We start from the raw sequence: 21,748 nt of genomic DNA, 5'->3' as shown, positions 1-21,748 counted from the left end.
TCGAGGAGCTCGCTCACTCGTCGAGCCGCAGCTCGTCGCCGACCGCCACCGGCTCCGCCGCGCCCGCCGGGAGTTCGACGACGGTGTCGGCGCGGCCGCGACCCAGCCCGACGAACGGCGCGAGCCGCTTTTTCGCCGTCACCTCCCCGTCGACGAGCCACGCCGCGTCGATCGCGAACGGCACGAACAGCATGTGGAGCCACCGCGTCTCGGGCTCGTCGAACGGGAAGACCAGGGCGTAGTCGTCCGGAATCGACCGCCGGAACATCAGCCCGCGGGCCTGTTCGAGCGTCGAGCGCGCAACGTCGACGTCGCTCGCGAGGACGGTCTCGGACCCCGACTCGGGGCGGTGTACGAGTCGCACGCCCGCCACCTCGCCGCGGGCGGATAAATAGCCTCTCGTTCGGTCGGCGCCGCCGGGCGCGTCGTCGGTCGCGTCGGGATCAGCTCGCGTTCCCGTACGTCTCTTCGAGGTATTCGACGATGTCGTCGCTCTCGGGCATCCCCTCGACCCCGTGCTCTTCGTCGACGAGGACGGGGACGCCGGTCTGCCCGGAGACCTCCTCGACCTCCGTGCGGTCGCCGTGCGAGCGCGGCACCATGATCGAGTCGTACTCCAACTCGAGGTCGGCCAGCTTCGTCTTCACCTTCGCGCAGAACGGACAGCCTTCGAGCTCGTAGAGCGTTAGGTTCGCCATCACCGTCATGTACGGCTTGGATCCGTAAAGAGGTGCGGCCGCGGATGCGTCCGTCGCGCACGGGCGGCCGGGGACATCACGGGCGCGGATGCGGGCCTGGTGGACACTACGGAACGGTGCGCGAAAACGGGGGAAAACGGAGCGTGTGAACGCGGTTACTGTCGGTCGGTCGTCGGTACGGCGATCGGGGGTGAGTCTCGTACTCCCTCTCCTACATCGCGCCGCCCATGCCGCCCATGCCGCCCATGCCGCCGCCGGGGGCGCCGCCCTCGTCGCCGTCGCCGGCCGTCGAGAGGTCGCCCGCCGAGATGATGTCGTCGATTTTCAGCACGAGATTCGCCGCCTCGGCCGCGGAGGCGATCGCCTGCTCTTTCGCGTGGGCCGTCTCGACGACGCCCGCGTCGGCCGTGTCGACGACCTCGCCGGCGAACACGTCGAGCCCGGCGTTCTGGTCGCCGGCCTCGTGGGCCGCGCGCAGGTCGACCAGCAGGTCGATCGCGTCGAGGCCCGCGTTCTCGGCGAGCACGCGGGGGATCAGTTCGAGGGAGTCGGCGAACGCCTCGACCGCGAGCTGCTCGCGCCCCTCGACGGAGTCGGCGTAGTCGCGCAGGCGACGCGCGATCTCGACCTCGACCGCGCCGCCGCCGGGCAGCGTCCGACCGTCGGAGACGGTCGTCGAGACCACGTCGAGCGCGTCCTGAATGCCGCGTTCGAGCTCGTCGACGACGTGCTCGGTGGTGCCGTAGAGGAGGAGCGTGACGCCGTGGGCGTCTTCGCCCTCGACGTAGAACAGCTCCTCGTCGTCGTCGCGCTCGACCGAGCCGACCGCGAGGTCGTCGGCGGAGAGGGAGTCGAGGTCCGTGACGATCGGCGCGCCGAGGACGTTCTTCAGGAACGTCAGGTCGGACTTCTTCGTGCGGCGGACCGCCAGCACGCCCTCCTTCGCGAGGTAGTGCTGCGCGAGGTCGTCGATGCCCTTCTGACAGAAGACGACATCGGCGCCGGAGTCGACGATCTGGTCGACCTTCTCGCGGAGCTGCTCTTCCTCCTGGTCGAGGAACTTCTGGAGCTGGTCCGGGGAGTCGACGTTGACGGAGGTGTCGACGTCGGCCTCCTCGACCTCGATCGGGTCGTTGAGGAGGAGGACGTTCGCCGACTCGAAGTCGGTCGGCATGTCCTCGTGGACCGGGTCCTTGTCGATCGCCGCGCCGGTGAGCAGGCGGGACTCGCCCGCCGCGCGGCCGGTGCGCGTCTCGATGTTGAGGTTCGCTAAGTCGACCACGTGGGAGCCGTCGTCGGCCTCGACCGTGACGCCCTGTACCGCGCGGACGACGAGGTCGGCGAGCACGTCCTTGTCCAGCTCAGCGCCCTTGCCGGTCATCGACGTCTCGGCGACGTTCTTCAGCGTCTCCGTGTCGTCGGGGTCGACCTGCGTGGCGACCTCGTCGACCTGCTCGCGGGCGTACTCGCTCGCGAGGTTGAACCCCTTGATCACCGCGGTCGGGTGGATGTCCTGTTCGAGGAGGTCCTGGGCGTTTTTCAGCAGCTCGCCCGCGATGGCGACCGCGCTGGTCGTTCCGTCGCCGGCCTCGTCCTCCTGGGTCTCGGCGACCTCGACGACCATCTCGGCGGTCGGGTTGTCGATGTCCATCTCCTGGAGGATGGTGACGCCGTCGTTGGTGATGGTGACGTCGCCCATCGAGTTGACGAGCATCTTGTCCATCCCCTTCGGTCCGAGCGTCGACCGGACGGACTCGGCGACGCCGCGCGCCGCGGAGATGTTGTACTCCTGTGCGTCCTTGTCCTGGACGCGCTGGGCGTCCTCGCCCATGATGATCATCGGCTGACCCTGCTGCATTCGCTGACTCATACAGCGTTTGATTGATTGTGATTCTATATAAATGACTCGGTGAAAGGCCGGCGCGCGCAGACTGCCTGCGACGAGGCTGTTCGCACAAAAACACACGACTCGGCGACGTTCGGCTTCAATTCATGCGGGGAGTTAGCATTGATCTCTGTCGCTGCGAGATAGCTAATTCGACGCCGTTTATATACTCCACTTGGCCCCGTCACCCCGGAACCCCGCCGGCGAGGAGTGCGGCGTCGACAAGTAACAGGACGGCGAGGCCCGCGCTCGCCAGCAGGTAGGGTCGGCCGACGGACGCTAACCGGGCGGACCCCGGGACGCTCCCCGTCCCCGCGACCGCGTCGACCGGGAACCCCTCGGCCATGTATCGGCCCCACCCGATCTCGGGGTCGACCTCGCGGCGCATCCGGAGGACGCCCAGTTCGACGAGCCCGTTCATGACGCCCCACAGCGACAGCATCGCGAGCACGGCCCATCCGCGCCGGGTCGTCGCGAGGGCCGCGAGCGGCGTGTACAGCCGCCAGACCATGTACGCACCGGTGACGGGGAGGACTACCCCCGTCCAGCGCGTGATCATGAGCAGGCGGTGCGCGGCGTCGACGAACGCGGGGCGACCGAGCGTCCCGTCGGCCGCCCGCGGCAGGGTGGCGTAGACGACGTACAGCGTCGCGCCGGTCCACAGCGCGCCGGAGAGCACGTGGAAGACGAAGGCGGTCGTGAGCAACACGGGATCCGGTGGGGGAGAGGGCGGCATAAAGGCCTTCCCGGACAGGATCGGTCCGCGCACTGCCGTCCGGTTGGTGCTCCGCCGACCGGTCAGCGCTCGTCGCCTGGCACCGCCTCCAGCGTCGCCTCGACGACGCGCACCGCACTTGCGCCGTCGCGCCGGGAGACGACGCAGACGAGCGCGTCGCCGGACACGCCCGCGGCCGCGACCTCGACGTCCGCGGCCGCGAGCCGGTCGAGCGCGCTCGCCAGCGCCGCGGGGTCGACGTCGCCGGTCGCGAGGATCGCCGTCTGGTCGCCGCCGTCGACGACCGCTGCGTCGCCGACGCGGAGGAGCGGAGCGTCGTCCGTGCGGCCGTCGTCCGGCTCGCCCGTGCGGCTGTCGTCCGCGGCGTCAACTACGCCCACCCCGCTCCGCATCGAGACGCTCGCGGTCCGGGCGTCGGCCTCGTACGGCGGCAGGTCCTCGCGGAACCGGCGGAGCGCGGCCGCGATCGCGTCCGGGTCGCCGTCGAGGTCGGCGCGCTCCGCGAGCCAGGTCGCGGCTGCGCTGTGGTTCACCAGTCCGGCGCGGAGCGCGTCGCGGACGAACGGGTGTGCTCTGACCGCCTCGCGCGTCTCGGCTGCCAGCGACATGCGCGGGGTTGCGCGTCGGCCGGGCAAGATCGTTTCGGTCGGGGCGTTCGCCGGCGGCGGCTCGCGTTCTCGGCGGCTCGCAGCCTCCGAAGTCCCTAAGAGCGGCGCGGCCCCAGTACGGGTATGCAGTCGCTCGTCATCGTCGCGCACGGCTCCCACCTCAACCCCGAGTCGAGCGCGCCGACGTACGACCACGCCGACACGATCCGCGCTACCGGTGCCCTCGACGAGGTCCGCACCGGGTTTTGGAAGGAGGAACCGCACTTCCGGGAGGTGCTGCGCACCGTCGAGGGCGACGAGATCTACGTCGTCCCGCTTTTCATCTCGGAGGGGTACTTCACCGAGCAGGTGATCCCCCGCGAGCTCCGGCTCGCCGGCTGGGACGTCTCCGAGTGGGACTCCGACGGGCTCTCGGCCGATCAGGCCACCCTCGTCGCCGAGGATATCGACCGCGAGGTCCACTACTGCGGCCCGGTCGGGACCCACCGCGCGATGACCGACGTGATCGTCCGGCGCGCGGAGTCGGTGACGGACGACCCCGACGTGGGCGACGACTTCGGCCTCGCCGTCGTCGGCCACGGCACCGAGCGCAACGAGAACTCGGCGAAGGCGATCGAGTACCACGCCGACCGGATCGCCGAGCGCGACCGCTTCGACGAGGTGAAGGCGCTGTACATGGACGAGGACCCGGAGGTCGACGACCTCCCCGAGTTCTTCGAGAGCGACGACGTGGTGCTGGTCCCGCTGTTCATCGCCGACGGCTACCACACCCAGGAAGACATCCCGGAGGACGTGGGGCTCTGCGAGGACCACACCGAGGGGTACGACGTGCCCACTGAGGTCGACGGCACCCGGATCTGGTACGCGGGCGCGGTGGGGACGGAGCCGCTCATGGCCGACGTGGTCTTAGAGCGCGCCGCCGACGCCGGCGCCGACCTCGGGAGCGCGCTCGACGACGTGCGCGAGACGACCCGCGTCGCCACGGGGGACTGACCGTGAGCGACCAGCCGCAGGCCGCGGACTCTGCGGACGCGGCGGACGCTGACGGGCCCGAAGTCCCCGTAATCGATCTTCCGGGCGACGCCTTCGACGCGGTCCTCGACGCGCTCGACGACCGCGACCCGGACGAACCGCTCCGGTTCGAGGGGTTCAGCGTCGCGCGCGACGACGATGGGGGGTACGTCCTCGCCGACGGCGGCCGCCCGGAGCCCCTGACGGAGCGCGAGCTTCACGAGGCGCTGTCTGAGCGCGCCGCCGCCGTCACCGACTGGTACGCCTTCGAGCGCGTTGTCGGCGAGTTCGGGCCGCGCCGCGCCTTCCTCCGCTGGATCGAGGACGCCGACGGCGAGACCGTCGCGACCCGGTACGCCGCGCTCGCGGAGGGGATCGAGCGCGCCTGGGGCGAGCTGAAGATCACGGCCACGATCACGGACCGGGGCGAGCGCCGCTACGACCTGCGCCACGCCGACGACGCGGGCGTCCCGGTCGACGACTTGGAGACGCACGAGGACCCGCTCGGCGCGCGCGAGCTGGTCACTCTCGACGAGAAGGGGCGGTACCGCCCGCTCAAGACGGCCCCGTCGCTCGCGGGCGGGTGGGTCTTCCCCGATCTGGGCCCGCGCGACCTCTACGAGACGGTGGAGACGATCTACCCCGCGACGGTCGCCAACTGGCACCGCGAGCGCGAGGGCGAGCTGGACGTGACCCACTGGCGTGAGACGATGGAGCGCCAGTCGGGCATCTACGGCGTGGTGAAGACGTGGGACCGCGGCGAGGGGTACGAACACGTCAACTGGGTCGCGGAGGCCTGCTGTGACGACTCGCAGTGTCTCAAGCGCCGGGAGTGGCAGTACGACGAGGACACCGACCTCGACGTCGACGGCGGCGACGGTGCCTTCCCCTGCCGCGAGCCCTGCTCCGTGGTGGTGTCGGCCGCGCGCAAGTGGACGCGGCTGGAGAGCGAACAGCCCCGGACGTACGAGTTCGAGCTGACCCCGAGCGAGAAGGAGCAGGTGGAGGACATTATCGACGCGGTCGCGGACGGCCGGACCGACGAGATCCGCGAGGCGGACACGAAGGAGGGCGCGAACCGCTACCGCGCGCGCTTCCTCCGCGCCAAGCGGTTCGACGACGAGGGGAACCTCGGCGGCGTGCCGACCGACCCGGACGCGGAGTGACCCCTCCGGGGATCGGAGCCGACCGCACCGGACCGGAAACATCGCCGCGCCCCGCAGGCTTTTCTCACCGCCGCCGATACGTTGGCGTAATGAACGCCGTCACGCTGGGCCCCGCCGGCACGTACTCGCACCGCGCCGCCCGCGCCGTCGCTGCCGAGGTGTCGTTCCGCGAATCGGTCACCGCCATCGTCGACGCCGTCGCAGACGGCGAGTTCGAGCGCGGGGTCGTCCCCATCGAGAACAGCATCGAGGGCTCCGTCACGGAGAGCCTCGACGCGCTCGCCGACTACGACGTCGCCGTCACCCGCGAGGTCGTCACGCCGATCCGCCACGCCCTCCTCGCGCAGGACGACGGGTTCGACGTCGTCGCGAGCCACTCGCAGGCGCTCGCGCAGTGTCGCAACTGGCTGGAGGCGAACTACCCCGACGCGGGCCTCGAAGCGGTCGCCTCGACGGCCCGCGGGGTCGAGCGCGCCCGCGAGGACGCCCGCGTCGCCGGGATCGGTCACCCGGACAACGCCGGCGATGACCTCTCTATCCTCGCGCAGGACATTCAGGACCGAACCTCGAACGCGACTCGGTTCCTCGTCGTCGCGCCCGAGTCCGCGCGCTCCGACGCCGGCGGGAAGACCACGCTGATCGTCTACCCGAACGCGAACTACCCCGGGCTCCTGCTCGAACTGTTGGAGGCGTTCGCCGACCGCAACCTCAACCTCTCGCGGATCGAGTCGCGCCCGAGCGGCGAGCGTCTCGGTGACTACCTATTCCACTTCGACGTCGACGCCGGTCTCTACGAGGACCACATGGCGAAGGCGGTCGAGGACGTCGAGGCCATCGCGGACAACGGCTGGGTCAAGGTGCTCGGCTCGTACGACACGGAACACGTGCTGGATTGAGGCCTGGACCTCGGAAGACGGCGGCCCGACGCCGCCGATCCGATATTCGCTGACTGCTCTTCTCGTCGACGCGTGATGCTACGCTTTGAGGTCGTCGAGGATGTTATTGATTGTCTTCCGGAACTGCGCTGCTTTCTCAGCCGTTTCGGCTGGACCATGCTGATCCTGAACATACAGCGACTCGAAGAAGAAGACGAAATTCAAGAGGGCATACAGTGGAGCGCGTCGGTCGAACTCGTCCGGTAGCGAGCGGATAGATTCGTAGCCTTTGCGGAACGCGTTTCGGGCGTCATCGTCGCTGTCGGGTCCGAACGTCGGTCCGACAGCCCGCCAGTAATCGTATTCGACCGGCGCGGCGATCGCGTGTTCGAAATCTAAGAGACAGGCGATCTCTTCGTCAACCACAGAGACGTGGTCGGGTGTCGCCCACCCGTGACAGCAGACCGCCTCACCGGCCCCGGCGAACGCGTTGGGATGCGCCTCCAGATACTTGAGGACAAGATCCGCCATGTCGGCATGGCCGTGTCGGTCGAGCACTGGTCGGCGACCACGTACGTAGTCGGTGGCAGCCTCGTGCCACTGCTCGTGTCCATCGACGGAGAGTCCACCAGCAGTCGATCGGAACGCACCGTAGCTGTCGACCAACGGAGCCGTCTCGTCGTGGAGTCGTGCCAATCCCGCTCCGGCGGCGAATGCCCAGTCTTCGTCTGCGGTCTGCCCATCGTCCGGCGCAGGTGCGTCGTCGTGCCACGCGGCGACATAGTAGTCGTCTCCGACGTACAGCGTCTCCGGAACGGGAATCGTCGTATTTTCGCCGACGAATCTCGTGACGTGCCCCTCCATTGCGGCACGTCCAGTTTGTCCGGTATCTGTCTTGTAAACGGCACGCCGTCCATCGACAGTCACCTCGTACACCGCGTGTGGCGGCACGTCGTGAATCTGCTGGACCACACTACACGTGTCGAATTGTGCGTCGAGTCTGGTGGTAATCTCCGTAGACATGGTTCTAGCGTCACATGACGGGTGACAACCGGCCGCCCGCAGCACGGTGCTACGGCTACGACGGTGGGAAGACAGTCTCAGATATTCTACTACTCATTAAAAACGTTGTTACTTGTGTGGTGGCGCGTGCCGACGAGCGCCCAAAGGGCGCGAGTCGCACGCGCGAGGGAGTCGGCCGACCGGAGGGAGGCCGACGAGGCTGGGGAGGCGTGAGGTGCGGTTGCTGTGCGGTAAGGGTGGGATTCAAAGGGGCAGCCGCGCTCGGCGAACCCCAGCGACGCAAGCACCGCAAGGAGCGAGCAGCGCGAGCGACTGAGGAGCGCAGCGAGCTGTGGGAGCCGAGCGCGGCTGGGGCTTTGGCGGTGTTCCTCGTCGATCCGCTGGCAACAGTTTATAAGTAATCGCCGAGGACTCAGCAACTACCACCGTTCTAACGGCTACTTCAACGAGAATCGAATCAGCGTATTACTCGAACCGATACGTCGCGCCGTCGGGGCCGTCCTCAATTTCGACGCCGACCTCGCGAAGCGCGTCGCGGAGCTCGTCGGCACGCTCGTAGTTCCCCGCTTCGCGCTCTGCTGCGCGCACGTCCAGCACCAGCTCGACCAGCTCGCCGGCGAGGTCCACGTCGCCCTCGCTCGGCGACTCGAACTGGAGGCCGAGCACGTCGCCGCCGAGCGCTTCGAACGCCTCGACCGCCTCGCGGAGCCCGCGGTAGTCGTACGCGGAGTCGGCGTCTGCGGCCGCCTCGTCGACCGCGTCCACGTGCCGGTTCACCGCGTCGGTGAGGTCCAAGAGCGCCGCGGTCGCCTCCCGGAGGTTGAGGTCGTCGTTCATCGCGGCCACGAACTCTTTTCGGGCGGTTTCGACCGCCTCGCGGAGGTCTGAATCCGCCGCCTTCGCGCTGGCCTCGGTCGAGTCCAGCGCCTCGACCGCGCGGTCGTAGGTGCGCGAGAGGCGCTCCCAGCGCTCCTCGGCCTCGGCGATCGTCTCCTCGGTGAGCGCCTGCTCGGAGCGGTAGGCGGCGCCGGCGTAGAACGTGCGGATCACGTTGACGCCGAGCTCCTCTAAGGCGTCCGGCACGGTCCAGAAGTTACCGATCGACGAGGACATCTTCTCGCCGTCCATCTCTAACAGGCCGACGTGGAGCCAGTGGCGCGCGAACGCCTCGCTGGTGGCCGCCTCCGACTGTGCGATCTCGTTTTCGTGGTGCGGGAAGACGAGGTCGCGCCCGCCCATGTGGATGTCGAGCGTGTCGCCGAGGTGCGTCGTCGACATCGCCGAGCACTCGACGTGCCACCCGGGACGCCCCTCGCCCCACGGCGAGTCCCACGTCTCGCCGCTCGGCGTCTCGCCGCCGTGGTCGTGTTTCGCGTGCTCGCGCGCGGCGGCCTCGCTCACGCCGTCGGCCTTCCAGAGGGCGAAGTCGGCGGGGTTTCGCTTCTCGGACCGCTCGTCGGGTTCGCCCTGCGCCTCGAGGTCCTCGACGTCCTGGTTCGAGAGCTTCCCGTACTCGTCGAAGCCGGTCACGTCGAAGTAGACGGAGCCGTTCGACTCGTAGGCGTACCCCTTCGCGATCAGCGTCTCGACGAGGTCGACGATCTCCGGGACGTGCTCGGTGACTCGGGGGTACACCTCGGCCCGTTTCAGGTTCAGCCCGCGCATCGAATCGAAGACGGTCGCCGTGAACGTCTCGGCCACGTCGCGCTCCGCGGCCCAGTCGTCGCGCTCGCCGACGCGGGCCGTGATCTTCTCGTTGACGTCGGTGACGTTCTCGACGTGGCGAACGTCGTAGCCGACGTGTTCGAGCCACCGGTGGAGGACGTCGGCGTGGAACCACAGGCGAGCGTGCCCGAGGTGGGGGTCGTCCGACACCGTCAGGCCGCAGACGTACAGCGTGACGTCGCCGTCGGCCGTGAACTCGACGCGCTCGTCTTCCAGGGTGTCGGTAACGACGAGACTCATTACGAGACGGTTGCCGAGGTGAGCTTTTAAATCGTCGGATCAAACGGACCCACCCCACCGTTCTCCGCGTTCGTGTCCTTCAAAACTCAGAGAAAGAGTATCATCCCCACTTGGACCACCGCGTATCCGAGCACCATCACAACGATGAGCTTGATCAGCAACCCCGGAATATTGTTGGGGATATCCTCCCACTGCTCTGTGATCCCGGCTCCTTCCGACTCCACTGCCCCCGGTACAGTTCCGCTGCCCCCGAAGATGTTTTCTCCGAACATCTGCTCTAATTCGGCGTCCTCTCTGTCCATCATCGCGTCGAACTCGTCGTACCCGTCGAATCGATTCTTGACTTGACTGACGTACGACGCCGAACAGTCACACGCGTCCGCGATTTCCTGGTTCGTGGCGTTTGGATTTTCCCGCCATGTGAGGAGGATCTCCCGCTGTAGATCCGTCTTGGAACCGTTTCCCATATCTGGGATAATTTACGGCACATTGATAATATTTTCTACAGTACATGATTTGAGGATAGTAATTCGCGGGATTGGTCTGGCAGTCCGCTTCTAGCTCTCCAATGGCGGTCCGACGAACACCGCCAAAGCCCCAACCGCAAGGGCGCCGGACGCTCGTTGCGCTCCTCACTCGGTCGCTCCGCTCCCTCGTTCCGGTGCTTACGTCGCCTCCGGCGCCCTCGCGGTTGCCCCTTTGAGTCCCGCCCCACACAACACCGCAGCCTCACGCCTCCCCAACCTCGCCGCTCGCTCGGGGCTCCCTTCGGTCGCCCGCGTCGCTCGCGGCGTCCCTCGCGCGTGCGACTCGCGCCCTGCGGGCGCTCGTCGGCACGCGCCACCGTGATTCTATTTATAAATCAACGATCCCGCCTCTCACGCCTCTTGGGTCGTCCACTCCACCTCGTAGCCGGCCTCGCGCACCGCCTTGAGGACGCGGTCGACGTGGGCCGGGCCGTTCGTCTCCACCTCGAACACGAGGTCAGCGTCGCCGACCGGCAGGTCCGGGCGGCTCCGCTCGTGGCGCACCGTCCGGATGTTCGCGCGCTCGCCGCCGATCAAAGTCGCTATCTCGCCCATCGTCCCGGGGGTGTCGTCGATGCGGACGGCGAGCTCGATCAGCTGGTCGCGGTCGACGAGGGCGTGGGTCACCACCTCCTTCAGCGTCGTCACGTCGATGTTGCCGCCACAGAGGAGCGGAACGACCGTCTCGCCGGCCAACTCGAGTTCGTCGAGCGCGTCGTCGTTCAGCAGGGCGGCCGCGGCGGTCGCGCCCGCACCCTCGACCAGCTGCTTGGCGCGCTCCAAGAGCAGCAGGATGGCGGCCGCCACGTCGTCGTCGCTCACGACGACCACCTCGTCGAGGTGCTCGTCGAGGAGGCCGAACGTGAGGTCGCTCAGCCCGCCGGTCGCGATGCCGTCGGCGATGGTGTCGGGCTCGTCGCGCGTCACGAGCTCGCCGGCCGCGAGGCTCTCCGAGAGCGTGGAGGCGCCCTCGGTTTGGACCCCCACCACGCGCGTCTCGGGCGAGCGCGCCTTTATTGCGGTCGCGACGCCGCCCGCGAGCCCGCCGCCGCCCACCGGGACGAGGACCGTGTCGACGTCGGGCACCTGGTCGAGCACCTCCAGGCCGAGCGTCCCCTGCCCGGCGACCACGTCCGGGTCGTCGAACGCGTGGACGAACCGCGTCCCCGGGTCGTCGACCAGCGTCTGTGCGTGCGCCATCGCCTCCGAAAAGGCGTTCCCGCGGAGGACGACCTCGGCCCCGTACGCGCGGGTCGCCTCGATCTTCGCCGCTGGCGCCGACTCCGGCATCACGATCGTCGCGTCGATCCCGGCGTCCGCCGCCGCCAGCGCCACCCCCTGCGCGTGGTTGCCCGCGCTCGCGGCCACGACGCGCTCGATCGCGGGCTCGTCGTTCCCCGCTCCCGACCCGCCGATCGCCAGCGAGATCGCGTTGTACGCGCCGCGCGTCTTGAACGAGCCGGTGCGCTGGAGGTGCTCCATCTTCAGGCGCACGTCGGCGCCGCACCGCTCGCTTAGCGACCGGCTCCGCTCGACGGGCGTCCGCTGGACGATGTCGGTGCCGGCGAGCCGCCCGGCGGCGGCCTCGACGTCGTCGATCGTGACCGGGGACATGGGCGCGGTGTTCGCCCGGTCCCCGCAAAAGAACTCGGTTTCGGAACGCCGGTACAGACGCGTTTACTACCCGGCCTCACCGCTTCCCGAGCGCTTCCTCGAAGACGCGCTGGGCCCGCTCGTACCCCTCGTTCCGGTCGACGATCGGGTGCGGGTAGTCGGGCGCCAGCTCCTCGCGCTCCCCGCGCGAGAGGGTCGGCCAGTCGACGACCTTCCCCGCCGGCACGTCCGAAAGCTCCGGGACGTACGCCTTCACGAAGCGCGCGTCTTCGTCGTACTTCGCCATCTGGCTCACCGGGTCGAAGATGCGCACGTCGACGGAGTCGGTGCCGGTGGAGGCCGTCCACTGCCACGCGCCGTGGTTCGAGGCGTAGTCGTGGTCGATCAGCTGCTTCGTGAAGTAGCGCGCGCCGCGCCGCCAGTCGATCAGGAGGTGCTTCGTCAGGAAGCTCGCGACGACCTGCCGCGGGCGGTTGTGGACGTACCCCTCCGCGTTCAGCTGGCGCATCCCCGCGTCGACGAGCGGGTAGCCGGTCTCGCCGCGCGTCCACGCCTCGAACGCCGCGTCGTCGTCGCGCCACGCGATCTCGTTCGGGAACGACTTGTAGTTCGAGACGGCCAGCTCCGGGTTGTAGTACAGCAGGTGGTACATCTGCTCGCGCCACGACAGCTCGTACCGGTACTTGTCGACGTTGCGGCGTTCGCCGCCGGTCACGGCCTCGTAGACGTCGCTCGCGCCGGCCCACAGCTCCCGGATCCCGATCGCCCCGGTCGCGATGTACGGCGACAGCCGCGAGACGGCGTGGGTCGGCGCCTCCACCGCCCGCGCGAGGTCGTCGCGGGTGTCGTTGTACGAGGTGATCCCGTAATCGAGGAACTCCTCGAACCGCTCGCGGGCGGCCTCGTATCCCGCCTCCGGGAGGTCGATGTCGACGTCGGGCTCGGGGACGGTCTTCCCGTCGCGTACATCGGCCAGCGCGTCCGGGTCGGGCTCCGCGTACGGCCCGCGCTTCGGCACGGCCTCCCAATCGCCGTGGAACTGACTGTGGTTCGGATAGCGCGCCTCCAGCCGCCCGGGATCGACCAACACGAGGTCGGTCCGCGAGTCCATCTCGACGCCGGCCTCGGCGAGCGCGTCCTCGACCGCTCGCTGTCGGTTCCGCCGTGCCGGCCGGTAGTGGTCGTTGTAGACCACCGTCTCGGCGTCGTACTCGCCGGCGAGGTCGACGAGGACCGCCTCGGGATCGCCCGCGCGGACGATCAGGTCGCTCCCGAGTTCGCGGTACCGCTCCTCCAGTCGCTTCACGTTGCGGAGGAAGAGGGCGCGCTGGCGCGCGCCGACCGTCGCGAGCAGGTCGGAATCGTACACGAACGCCGGCACGACATCTCCGTCTCGAGCCGCGGCCGCGAGGCCGGCGTTGTCCCGCGTCCGCGCGTCGCCTCGGTGCCAGAACAGGCGCATACGATCACCTAGGGCGCGAACGGATAGTGTCTGTCGCCGCGCTCGGGCGCCGCCACGCTCCGCCTCCGCCAGTACGTTCAAGACGCTCCGTCACGAATCCTGACCTGTATGACCCGACGAGATGCCTTCGACGAGATCGAAGACCTGCTCGAACGGATGGGCCGCGAGTTCGAGGAACTCGGCGGCACGCTGGGGGGGACCGGTCCCGAGGTCCCGCGCTTCCCCGGCGCCCGCGACGTCGACGTCGACGTGATCGAGGACGACGAGGCGATCACCGTCGTCGCTGACCTCCCCGGATTCGACGCCGCCGACGTCGACGTCGAACTGCGCGACGACGCGCTCGTCATCGCCGGATCCCGCGAGGAGTCGGCCGAGTTCGATATCGCCGACGCGGGCAACGGCGGCGCAGAGGACGACGCGGACGACGCGGGCGACGCCGACAGCGCGGCCGACGCTGCCGACGACACAGGCGAGGCCGACGAGGTCCGCTACCACCGGCGCGAACGACGCCTCCGGTCCGTCTCCCGACGGGTCCCGATCCCCGAGCCGGTCGAGGCCGACGCGGCGACGGCGTCCTTCGACGCCGGCGTGCTCACGGTCACGCTGCCCAAGCGCTCGCCCGACGACGACCGCGGGCACACGATCGACGTCAGTTGAGCGCCGGCGCCGTCGTGATCGGCGTCGGATCCCGCCGCGAACGCGAGATAGCACGCGTCACTCGCCGTTTAATACCTCACGGCGCGTTCCTGTCGGTATGAACGCGACGAATCCCTTCGACGAGATCGAGCAGTTCCTCGGCCGCACACCCTTCGCGGGCGAGCGTGCCTGGGGCCGCGACCTCCGGACCGCCGACATCGACGTCGCCGAGTACGACGACGAGTACGTCGTGATGGCCGACCTCCCAGGATTTGACCGAGAGGAGATCGACGTTCGCGCCCACGATGGCCGACTCACCATCGCCGCTGAGCGCGACGCTGAACGCGAGGACGCGGACCGACGGTACCTCCGCCGCGAGCGCCGCCACGAGTCCGTCACCCGGACCGTCGACCTCCCCGCGACCGCCCGTCTCGAGGACGCGACCGCGAATTACCGCCACGGCGTGCTCACCGTGACGGTCCCGCTCGACGCCCTCGACGCGGACGAGGGACACCGGATCGACGTGGACTGACCACCGTTTTCTTCCCGGCCGATGCTTTCTCCACGCTCCCCGTGCTAACTGCCCACATGAACGACGCCGACCACGCGGCCGCCAGGCGCGAACTGGTGAACGCGCTCCGCGACCGCCTCGACGCGAGCGAGCGGACGCTGTCGGCGATCCGCGCCGTCCCGCGCCACGAGTTCGTCCCGGCGTCGCAGCGCGCGGCGGCCTACGACGACCGCCCGCTCCCGATCGGTCACGATCAGACGGTCAGCGCGCCGCACATGGTCGCAGTGATGACTGACCTCCTCGGCGTCGAGCGCGGCGACCGCGTCTTCGAGGTGGGGACCGGCTGCGGCTACCACGCCGCCGTCGTCGCCGAGGTCGTCGGCCCCGGGAACGTCTTCTCGGCCGAGCGCGTCCCGGAGCTGGCCGCCGCCGCCCGCGAGCGGCTCGACCGGCTCGGCTACGATGTCACCGTCGCGGCCGCTGACGGGCGCGAGGCGTTCGACGACGAGGCCCCGTTCGACGCCGCCTACCTCACCTGCGCCGCGCCGGGGTCGATCCCAGACGAGATCGTCGATCGCGTCTTGCCGGGCGGCCGCGTCGTCGCCCCCGTCCGCGAAGGCGGACGCCAGCGGCTCGTCCGACTCACGGTCCGGGAGGGCGGGACCGACCGCGAGGACCACGGCGGCGTGCGGTTCGTCCCGATGCGGTAACCGAGCGCGCCGCCCGCGTGCCCGTACCCGGACCGCCGCCGGTCCGCCGAACGCACAGCTTTAGAGGACCGAGTTCCGAAACCCGTCATGGACGACGCGTCGCTCAGGGCGGACATGATCGAGGGGCTCGAACACCAGATCGGCGAGCCGATCGAGCCGCCCGTGCTGACTGCCCTCCAGCGCGTCCCGCGAGACCCCTTCGTCGACGACTCGCCCCGCGGCGGGGCCGTCGACGGCGACGACCCGCACTCGCTCTCGCTCGCGACGCTGGTCCGGCTGGTCACCGCGCTCGATGTCGACGAGGGCGACTCGGTCCTCGTCGTCGGCGCGGGGATCGGCTACTCGGTCGCGATGCTCGCGGAAATCGCCGGCGCGCGTCGCGTTCACGCGGTCGACATCGACCGCGCGGCCGTCGCCGCCGCGCGGTCGAACCTCGACGCGGCCGGCTACGGGGCGGTCCTCGTCGACCGCGCGGACGGCGCCGACGGGCTCCCGGCGTACGCGCCGTACGACCGAATTCTCCTCGAGACCGCCGTCGTCGAGCCGCCGCGTCCCCTTCGGGAACAGCTGGCGCCCGGCGGTCGGATCGTCTACCCGCGCGGCGCGGGCGTTCAGACGGTCGCGGCGATCGAGCCGGTCTCCGACGCGGAACCCGATCCGACTGCTCCGCCCGCGCCTGACGGCGAGCCCGACGGCGACGCGGACGACGATCCGGCACCGGCGGGGTTCGAGACGGTCGAGACGCACGGCCCCGCACGGCTCCAGCCGATGCTCGTCGACGGCGAACAGCCTGGGACGGAGAGAAACCGAACTCGGCGGGAGGACGCCGAACGCGCCGAGCGCGGCCGTCAGCGTCGACACGGCTGGGAACAGGACTGGATCGACTGGGACGACCGGCTCTGACCGGTCCGCCGCGTCTTCTTCGATCGCGGCCTCACTCCTCGACGACGAGCACCTCGGTGTTCCCCCGCTCGTCGACGTAGTCGCCCTCCGCCGGCGGCTTGATGTCTATCGTGAGCGTGCCGTCGGCCTGGTTCGGCCCGAGTTCGGGACCGACGTCCACGGTCGCAATCCCTTCGGCGTTCGTCTCCGCGGTGACGACGCCGTCGAGCTGCGCGGAGCCGCCGCGGACGATGACCGTCGCGTCCGCGACGCGGGAGCCGTCGGGGTCGACGACCGCGACGTCGATCGACTGGTCGCCGGGGGTCGTCACCTCCGGCTGCGGCTGCGCGTCGAGCTCGGTCGCGGCCAGCCCGTCGATGTCGCCGATCATCCCCATCATCACGCTGAGGCTGGCAACGCCGACGACGAGCGCGATGACGAGCCGGACCGGGAGCCCCTCGATAGCGCGGGTGTCGGTGCTGAACGTCCGGCGGTTCGCGGTGCGCGAGTCGTGTGTTCGATCGGACATACGGCCCGCTGGCCGCGGCATCACTTATAAAGAGTCGGACGGAGCGAGTGGTGCCGAGACAGGCGCCCGAGAGACGCACTCGCCGCCGACGAAGCCGGCTAGCCCTCCCGACCGTTTTTATCCGATACCGAGCCACCTGGTCGCGTGTACGTACTCGGCCGCGGAGAGTCGGACCTCGACGGCGGAACCGACCGCGACGATGACCGTCCGCCCCACACCGCCCGGATCGGCTCGTTCCTCGCTCGCGACGGAAGCGCCGGCGCGGCGGTCGGTGTCGACCTCGACCGCCCGCACGCGGGCGTCGTCTTCGGGAAGCGCGGGACCGGGAAGTCGTACACGCTCGGCGTCCTGGCGGAGGAACTCGCCGACGCCGACGGCGTCGTCCCGATCGTCGTCGACCCCATGGGCGTCTTCGCCGGCCTCGACGCGGTCGGCGGCCGCGTCGTCGACCCCAAGGTTCGCCCCGCCTCGATACCGCCGTCCGCGTGGCCGGACCTCCTCGGGCTCGATCCGGCCGGCGGTCCGGGGAGTCTCGTCTGGCGCGTCGTCGCAGACGCGGTCGGCGCGGACGCGGTCGACGGCGAGGGCGGAGACGAGGCCGACTCGGCCGGGAGCGAGCCCTCTTCTCCGTCGCTCGCGACGCTCCGCGAGGCGGTCGCCGCGGCCGACGCTCCGGCGGAGACGCGGCGCGCCGCCGCGAATCACCTCCGGCTGGCGGAGTCGTGGGGCGTCTTCGACGCCGACGCGCCACCGGTGGCGTCGCTCGCGGCCGACGGCGACCCCGCCGTCCTCGACCTCGCCGGCGTTCCCGACGCCGCCGCGGCGGCCGTCGTCCGCGCGGTCGCTCGCGGGCTCTACGACGCCCGGATCGCCGGGGACCTCCCGCGACTTCCGTGGCTACTCGTCGACGAGGCGCACGCCTTCTTCGGCGGGATCGCGGACCCGGCGCTCCGGACGCTGCTCACCCGCGGCCGCGCGCCCGGCGTCTCGCTGGTCTGTGCGACCCAGCGGCCGGCCGCGCTGCCGAGCGTCGCCGTCTCCCAGTCCGACCTCCTCGTCTCCCACCGGCTCACGGCCGCGCGCGACGTGGACCGACTGGCCGAAGCGGAGGCGACGTACCTCGCGGGCGACCTCGCCTCGCGGCTCCCCGAGGGCGTCGGCGAGGCGCTCGTGGTCGACGACGCCACCGAGACGGCCCACACGGTCCGAGTCCGAGAGCGGCGAACGCCGCACGAGGGGGAGAGCCCGCGCGCGAGTCGGCTGTCGGACGCGGAGTCGCGGTGACGTGGTTCAGAACGCACAAGCCGCCCCGGCCTCACTGACGCCCATGGAACGGACGCCGTACGGGTTCCTGCTCGTCGCCGCCGGGGGATTCCTCGGCGCGGTCGCCAGACACGCGGTCGACGTCGGCGTCGCCGCGGCCCTCGCCGCGGCCGCCGCCGGAACCAGTCCCGAGATCCTCGGCGGGTTCCCGACCGGCGCGGGAACCCTCGTCGCGAACGTCGCCGGGTCGTTTGCGCTCGGGCTCCTGTTGACCCGCGCGTCCAGCGACCGGGTCCGCCTGTTCGTCGGGACCGGCGCGCTCTCGTCGTTCACGACGTACAGCACGTTCGTCTCCGACGCGGTCGCGCTCGGAACGCCCGCCGGCGCTTGGTACGTCGCCGTCAGCTACGCGACCGGGTTCGTTGCGGCCGCGCTCGGCCTCGCGGCCGGGGGGTGGCGCCGGCGATGACCGCCGCACCGCTCCTCGCGACGGCGCTCGTCGGCGTCGGCGGCGCGCTCGGCGCCGTCTCCCGGCACGCGGTCGGGCTCCGAGTCGAGGGGCGCCGGTCGGTCCTCCTCGTCAACGCGCTCGGGAGCTTCGCCCTCGGCGCTGTCTCCGCCGCGCCGATCGGATCGACGGCGGCGCTGCTCCTCGGCGTCGGCTTCTGTGGCGCGTTCACGACGTTCTCGTCGTTCGCGGTCGGGACGGTCCGCGCGGCGAGCGAGACCGGCGCCCGCGCCGCCGCGACGATCGCCGCGTCGAACCTCGCTGCCGCCCTAGCCGCGTTTCTTCTCGGCTCGTTCCTCGTCGCTGCGGTCGTCGGCTGACCGGCGATTCCGCGCCGCCTGACGGCCGCCGGCTCGGCAAGCGATAGGTACAGGATCCTTCGGCCCGTATTCGAGAGCGTGACCGACACCGACCGTTCCGTCGACGCCGAGTCGGGGGATCCGGCCGACTCGGCCCCCCTCTCCGACGGCGTCGACCCCGAGGACGTCCCCGAGTTCGGCGACCTCTCGATCCCCCAGCGCGCGTTCGTCGCCGCCGCGCAGAACCCCTCTCGGGGGCTGCTGGTCGTCGGCCTGTTCGCGTTCGCGCTCGCCTTCTACGCCGCGTTCTGGCTGTCGTTCCCCCGCGTCGCGGGCCTCCTCTCGGCGGTCGCGCTGATCGTCGCCGCGGTCGCCGCGCTCGTCTACCGGCTCCTCGACGGCGCCGCTCGCTGACGCCCGGTCGCTCGCCGGTGTCTCTGTCCGGCCCCGCGGGTCGAGTCACCTCCCGCCGGCGACCTCACGGTCGCGGCTCGTAGAACTCCCGGAGCGGCCGCCCGAACGCGGGCGCGAGCGTCGCCACCGCCTCGCCGACCAGCACGTCGCGGTCGGCGAACGCCGGCTCCACCTGCGCGCCGAGCGCCACGTCGCTCGCGGCCTCGCTCTCCAAGTACTCCCGGACGGTGGCGAACTCCCGCTCCCGCTCGACGACGTATCGGCCCCCCTCGATGAAGGGTCCGTAGGTGTCCGGGTCGACGTCGTCGACGTACGACTCGTAGAAGCTCGCGGCGTGCTTCCGGACCGCGACCGGCGGCCCCTCGTGGCGCTCGACCGCCGGCCGCTCGGTCACCTCCAGCTCCGCGTACAGCGCGGCCCGCGTCGCCTCCTCGACCCCGTCGCGCTTGGTCACTCTCTCGGCGTCGTTCGCCCCGACGGCGCCTGACGGTTTCGCGGCGTCCGTCATGGCCCGCGCTCGGAGGACGTCGAAGCCGCGGTCGTTCAGCCCGCCGACGATCCCGTCCAGCGAGCGCCGGAGCTGCGGCCACAGCTGGTCGTCGACCACGTCGGGCGCGTCGAAGACGACCGCGACGGGCGTCGTCCCCCGCCGGTCGAGGTGGGCGCGCACCGCCTTGGAGTCGAGCGGCTCGGGGTCATCGGGCTCGAAGAGCGCCTCGCTCGGGGCCGCGAGCAGCTCCCGCGCGTAGTGCTGGAGCCGCGCGAGGTTCGCCGCCGACAGCACCGCGGCGACGTTCCGCGTCGGGTCGGTTGGGTCGACGACGACGAGCGGGTCCTCGAACGTGCGCTCGGCGTGTCCCTCGGGGTCGAACTCCACCGGCGGGTGCCAGCTCCGCGCCGACTCGACAAGGGGGACGAACCCACCGAGCTCCAACACGAGCAGCTCCGTGAGGTACCCCGAGAACCCCTCGGTGCGGAGGTCGCTCCCGTACGCGCCGATCCCCTTCAGGAACGCCTTCGCGACCACCACGTCCGCCGCGAGGTCGTCGTCGAGCCGCGCGGAGAGGTACGCGTCGTGGAACGGCGTGCGGTCGACCGCGGAGACCAGCTCGGCCGCCGCCTCCACGTCGTGACAGGGGACCAGGTCGACGTCGAACCCCTCGTAGCTTCCCTTCACGTACGGGTGTTCGGCGTACTCCTCGTGGCCGTCCGGGAGGACCGCGTGGCCGACCGCAAGCCCGTACTCCTCCAGCTCGGCGCGGTCGAGGGCCGCGTCGAACCGGACGAAGAGATCGATGTCGCGGTCGCCCGCAACCCACGTCCCGCGCGCGGTCGACCCGACTTGGACCACGTCGGCGTCGACGGGGAGGTCGGCGATGGCCTCCCGGGCCCGGTCGGTCAGCGTCACGGCCGCCTCGCGAAGCCGCTCGCGCTCCGCCGGCTCCGGGAGGACGCGCTCGCGGACTCGCGACAGCACCGCCTCCAACTCGTCCATACCGAACGGTCTCGCGGTCCGGCCGAAAACGTGTCGGTCGGATCGGCGGCTGGCGAGCGGGCGTCACGGTAGCCTCTCGCACCGCCCGCGTCCATCAAATATCGCTCCGTCGGGCGGAAACGAAAGCCATATCAAAACGACGCGAGTACGCAAAAGTGAGCCGAAGTAGCTCAGTTGGTAGAGCGCCTCGCTGTTACGACGCTCGGCGGAACTTCCCCCGGCCGTCACAGTCACGAGGCGGTCCCAGGTTCGAGTCCTGGCTTCGGCGTCTCTCTTCGCTCGCGGCCGATTGTTTTGTACAGTACCGACTCAGGTCGTCGCATGTCTCGCTTTGAGCAGTACGACCGCCTCGAAGAACCACAGAAGCGCGGACAGGCCACGGAAGCGATCGTCACGGCGGAACTGATCTCCCGGGACGTTTCCGTCCTCACGCCGGCGTACGACAACGAACCGTACGATCTCGTCATAAGGGTCGACGGCGAATTCTACCGGTTACAGGTCAAGACGGCGTACGACGGGAAAAGTGACGGCGCGGTGGAGTTCCGGACTCGAAGCGTCCGAACGAAAAGCGACGGATACGAACGGGAGGGGTATGACGGAAAGATCGACTACTTCGCGGTTTTGAACGTCCGAACCGAGGAGGTGTATCTCGTCTCGATCGACGACACGGGATCGGCGGTGACAACGATCCGCTACGAGCCCGCCGCAAACAACAACCGAGCGAACGTCAACTGGCACGCGGAGTACCGGCTCGATACGGTTCTCGACGGGCTCCGGTCGGGGTAATGCGGTAACCTAAAGAAGATCCCTCGTATATCTGCGATTGCCGGGCCTTTAGCTTAGTCTGGCTCAAAGCCCTCCGCTCATAACGGAGTGATCGCCGGTTCAAATCCGGCAAGGCCCACCTTCCGTCTTCGTTTCACACGAGCCA

24 protein-coding genes and 2 tRNA genes are annotated in these 21,748 nt (G+C 70.0%); 14 read left to right on the top strand and 12 right to left on the bottom strand.

All coding sequences use genetic code 11. The features are described 5' to 3' along the window. Positions 1-13 precede the first annotated feature (13 nt). The 5 genes from F3H13_RS02160 to F3H13_RS02140 all read right to left on the bottom strand — a co-directional run bounded on the left by F3H13_RS02160 (position 14) and on the right by F3H13_RS02140 (position 3,927). Positions 14-373 carry a DUF192 domain-containing protein gene (locus F3H13_RS02160; RefSeq protein ID WP_149797413.1) on the bottom strand — a complete coding sequence of 120 codons (360 nt, stop codon included), beginning with the start codon at positions 371-373 and terminating at the stop codon, positions 14-16. A 70-nt stretch (positions 374-443) separates the two neighbouring features. After that, positions 444-698: a glutathione S-transferase N-terminal domain-containing protein gene (locus F3H13_RS02155; RefSeq protein WP_149797412.1), complete on the bottom strand. Its 255-nt coding sequence runs from the start codon at positions 696-698 to the stop codon at positions 444-446. Positions 699-909: 211 nt separating this feature from the next. After that, positions 910-2,556: a thermosome subunit beta gene (thsB, locus tag F3H13_RS02150; RefSeq protein ID WP_149797538.1), complete on the bottom strand. Its 1,647-nt coding sequence runs from the start codon at positions 2,554-2,556 to the stop codon at positions 910-912. A gap of 211 nt (positions 2,557-2,767) precedes the next feature. Then, positions 2,768-3,292, bottom strand: coding sequence for a copper resistance protein CopD (locus F3H13_RS02145; RefSeq protein WP_149797411.1), 525 nt, complete (start codon positions 3,290-3,292; stop codon positions 2,768-2,770). An 89-nt stretch (positions 3,293-3,381) separates the two neighbouring features. Further along, on the bottom strand, positions 3,382-3,927 hold the full coding sequence (locus tag F3H13_RS02140; RefSeq protein WP_149797410.1) for a DUF7523 family protein: 546 nt from the start codon (positions 3,925-3,927) through the stop codon (positions 3,382-3,384). Between the two features lie 123 nt (positions 3,928-4,050). On the opposite strand from F3H13_RS02140, the gene F3H13_RS02135 reads away from it, so the two are divergent. From F3H13_RS02135 to pheA, 3 genes are all read left to right on the top strand, one after another. Next, the gene (locus F3H13_RS02135) at positions 4,051-4,920 is read left to right on the top strand and encodes a CbiX/SirB N-terminal domain-containing protein (RefSeq protein ID WP_149797409.1); all 870 of its coding nucleotides are present in this window, start codon (positions 4,051-4,053) and stop codon (positions 4,918-4,920) included. A gap of 2 nt (positions 4,921-4,922) precedes the next feature. Then, positions 4,923-6,104, top strand: a complete 1,182-nt coding sequence (locus F3H13_RS02130) for a DR2241 family protein (protein ID WP_149797408.1) — start codon at positions 4,923-4,925, stop codon at positions 6,102-6,104. An 89-nt stretch (positions 6,105-6,193) separates the two neighbouring features. Further along, positions 6,194-7,000 carry a prephenate dehydratase gene (gene pheA / locus F3H13_RS02125; protein ID WP_149797407.1) on the top strand — a complete coding sequence of 269 codons (807 nt, stop codon included), beginning with the start codon at positions 6,194-6,196 and terminating at the stop codon, positions 6,998-7,000. A 78-nt stretch (positions 7,001-7,078) separates the two neighbouring features. Here pheA and F3H13_RS02120 read toward each other — a convergent pair whose 3' ends face one another. The 5 genes from F3H13_RS02120 to F3H13_RS02100 all read right to left on the bottom strand — a co-directional run bounded on the left by F3H13_RS02120 (position 7,079) and on the right by F3H13_RS02100 (position 13,570). Then, positions 7,079-8,002 (bottom strand): phosphotransferase family protein, encoded by a 924-nt coding sequence (locus F3H13_RS02120; protein WP_149797406.1) that lies wholly within the window; start codon positions 8,000-8,002, stop codon positions 7,079-7,081. A gap of 465 nt (positions 8,003-8,467) precedes the next feature. Further along, on the bottom strand, positions 8,468-9,967 hold the full coding sequence (cysS, locus tag F3H13_RS02115; RefSeq protein WP_149797405.1) for a cysteine--tRNA ligase: 1,500 nt from the start codon (positions 9,965-9,967) through the stop codon (positions 8,468-8,470). Positions 9,968-10,053: 86 nt separating this feature from the next. Further along, positions 10,054-10,434, bottom strand: coding sequence for a MarR family transcriptional regulator (locus F3H13_RS02110; RefSeq protein ID WP_149797404.1), 381 nt, complete (start codon positions 10,432-10,434; stop codon positions 10,054-10,056). A gap of 411 nt (positions 10,435-10,845) precedes the next feature. Next, positions 10,846-12,108 carry a threonine ammonia-lyase gene (gene ilvA / locus F3H13_RS02105; RefSeq protein WP_149797403.1) on the bottom strand — a complete coding sequence of 421 codons (1,263 nt, stop codon included), beginning with the start codon at positions 12,106-12,108 and terminating at the stop codon, positions 10,846-10,848. Between the two features lie 76 nt (positions 12,109-12,184). After that, positions 12,185-13,570, bottom strand: coding sequence for a cryptochrome/photolyase family protein (locus F3H13_RS02100; protein ID WP_149797402.1), 1,386 nt, complete (start codon positions 13,568-13,570; stop codon positions 12,185-12,187). 108 nt (positions 13,571-13,678) lie between these two features. Here F3H13_RS02100 and F3H13_RS02095 point away from each other — a divergent pair, with 108 nt between their 5' ends. The 4 genes from F3H13_RS02095 to F3H13_RS02080 all read left to right on the top strand — a co-directional run bounded on the left by F3H13_RS02095 (position 13,679) and on the right by F3H13_RS02080 (position 16,330). Beyond that, complete coding sequence (locus F3H13_RS02095) at positions 13,679-14,227, top strand: Hsp20/alpha crystallin family protein (protein ID WP_149797401.1); 549 nt, start codon at positions 13,679-13,681, stop codon at positions 14,225-14,227. Positions 14,228-14,324: 97 nt separating this feature from the next. Beyond that, positions 14,325-14,738 carry an Hsp20/alpha crystallin family protein gene (locus F3H13_RS02090; RefSeq protein WP_149797400.1) on the top strand — a complete coding sequence of 138 codons (414 nt, stop codon included), beginning with the start codon at positions 14,325-14,327 and terminating at the stop codon, positions 14,736-14,738. A 56-nt stretch (positions 14,739-14,794) separates the two neighbouring features. Continuing rightward, on the top strand, positions 14,795-15,427 hold the full coding sequence (locus F3H13_RS02085; protein WP_149797399.1) for a protein-L-isoaspartate(D-aspartate) O-methyltransferase: 633 nt from the start codon (positions 14,795-14,797) through the stop codon (positions 15,425-15,427). A gap of 87 nt (positions 15,428-15,514) precedes the next feature. Then, entirely contained in the window at positions 15,515-16,330 is an 816-nt protein-coding gene (locus F3H13_RS02080; RefSeq protein ID WP_149797398.1) for a protein-L-isoaspartate O-methyltransferase family protein, read from the top strand. A 31-nt stretch (positions 16,331-16,361) separates the two neighbouring features. On the opposite strand, the gene F3H13_RS02075 is transcribed toward F3H13_RS02080, so the two are convergent. Beyond that, positions 16,362-16,838, bottom strand: a complete 477-nt coding sequence (locus tag F3H13_RS02075) for a DUF7382 domain-containing protein (protein ID WP_149797397.1) — start codon at positions 16,836-16,838, stop codon at positions 16,362-16,364. A gap of 144 nt (positions 16,839-16,982) precedes the next feature. Between F3H13_RS02075 and F3H13_RS02070 the strand changes: the two genes are divergently transcribed. From F3H13_RS02070 to F3H13_RS02055, 4 genes are all read left to right on the top strand, one after another. Beyond that, positions 16,983-18,122 (top strand): ATP-binding protein, encoded by a 1,140-nt coding sequence (locus tag F3H13_RS02070; protein ID WP_149797396.1) that lies wholly within the window; start codon positions 16,983-16,985, stop codon positions 18,120-18,122. Between the two features lie 43 nt (positions 18,123-18,165). After that, the gene (locus tag F3H13_RS02065; RefSeq protein WP_149797395.1) at positions 18,166-18,570 is read left to right on the top strand and encodes a fluoride efflux transporter FluC; all 405 of its coding nucleotides are present in this window, start codon (positions 18,166-18,168) and stop codon (positions 18,568-18,570) included. Continuing rightward, positions 18,567-18,929, top strand: a complete 363-nt coding sequence (locus F3H13_RS02060; protein WP_149797394.1) for a CrcB family protein — start codon at positions 18,567-18,569, stop codon at positions 18,927-18,929. Before F3H13_RS02065 ends, F3H13_RS02060 begins: the two co-directional genes overlap by 4 nt. A gap of 78 nt (positions 18,930-19,007) precedes the next feature. After that, positions 19,008-19,322 carry a hypothetical protein gene (locus tag F3H13_RS02055; RefSeq protein WP_149797393.1) on the top strand — a complete coding sequence of 105 codons (315 nt, stop codon included), beginning with the start codon at positions 19,008-19,010 and terminating at the stop codon, positions 19,320-19,322. A gap of 64 nt (positions 19,323-19,386) precedes the next feature. Here F3H13_RS02055 and cca read toward each other — a convergent pair whose 3' ends face one another. Further along, positions 19,387-20,817: a CCA tRNA nucleotidyltransferase gene (gene cca, locus F3H13_RS02050; RefSeq protein ID WP_149797392.1), complete on the bottom strand. Its 1,431-nt coding sequence runs from the start codon at positions 20,815-20,817 to the stop codon at positions 19,387-19,389. 159 nt (positions 20,818-20,976) lie between these two features. On the opposite strand from cca, the gene F3H13_RS02045 reads away from it, so the two are divergent. From F3H13_RS02045 to F3H13_RS02035, 3 genes are all read left to right on the top strand, one after another. Further along, a tRNA-Asn gene (locus tag F3H13_RS02045) sits at positions 20,977-21,085 on the top strand. Positions 21,086-21,138: 53 nt separating this feature from the next. After that, the gene (locus F3H13_RS02040; protein WP_149797537.1) at positions 21,139-21,603 is read left to right on the top strand and encodes a group I intron-associated PD-(D/E)XK endonuclease; all 465 of its coding nucleotides are present in this window, start codon (positions 21,139-21,141) and stop codon (positions 21,601-21,603) included. A 42-nt stretch (positions 21,604-21,645) separates the two neighbouring features. Continuing rightward, positions 21,646-21,721: transfer RNA gene (locus F3H13_RS02035), tRNA-Ile, on the top strand. The last annotated feature ends 27 nt before the right edge of the window (positions 21,722-21,748 follow it).

Origin of the sequence: Halorubrum xinjiangense (genome assembly GCF_900102375.1) — an archaeon.
Lineage (GTDB): Archaea > Halobacteriota > Halobacteria > Halobacteriales > Haloferacaceae > Halorubrum > Halorubrum xinjiangense.
Note: the sequence above shows the minus strand (reverse complement) of the source record. Positions and strands in the feature narration are given on the sequence as shown.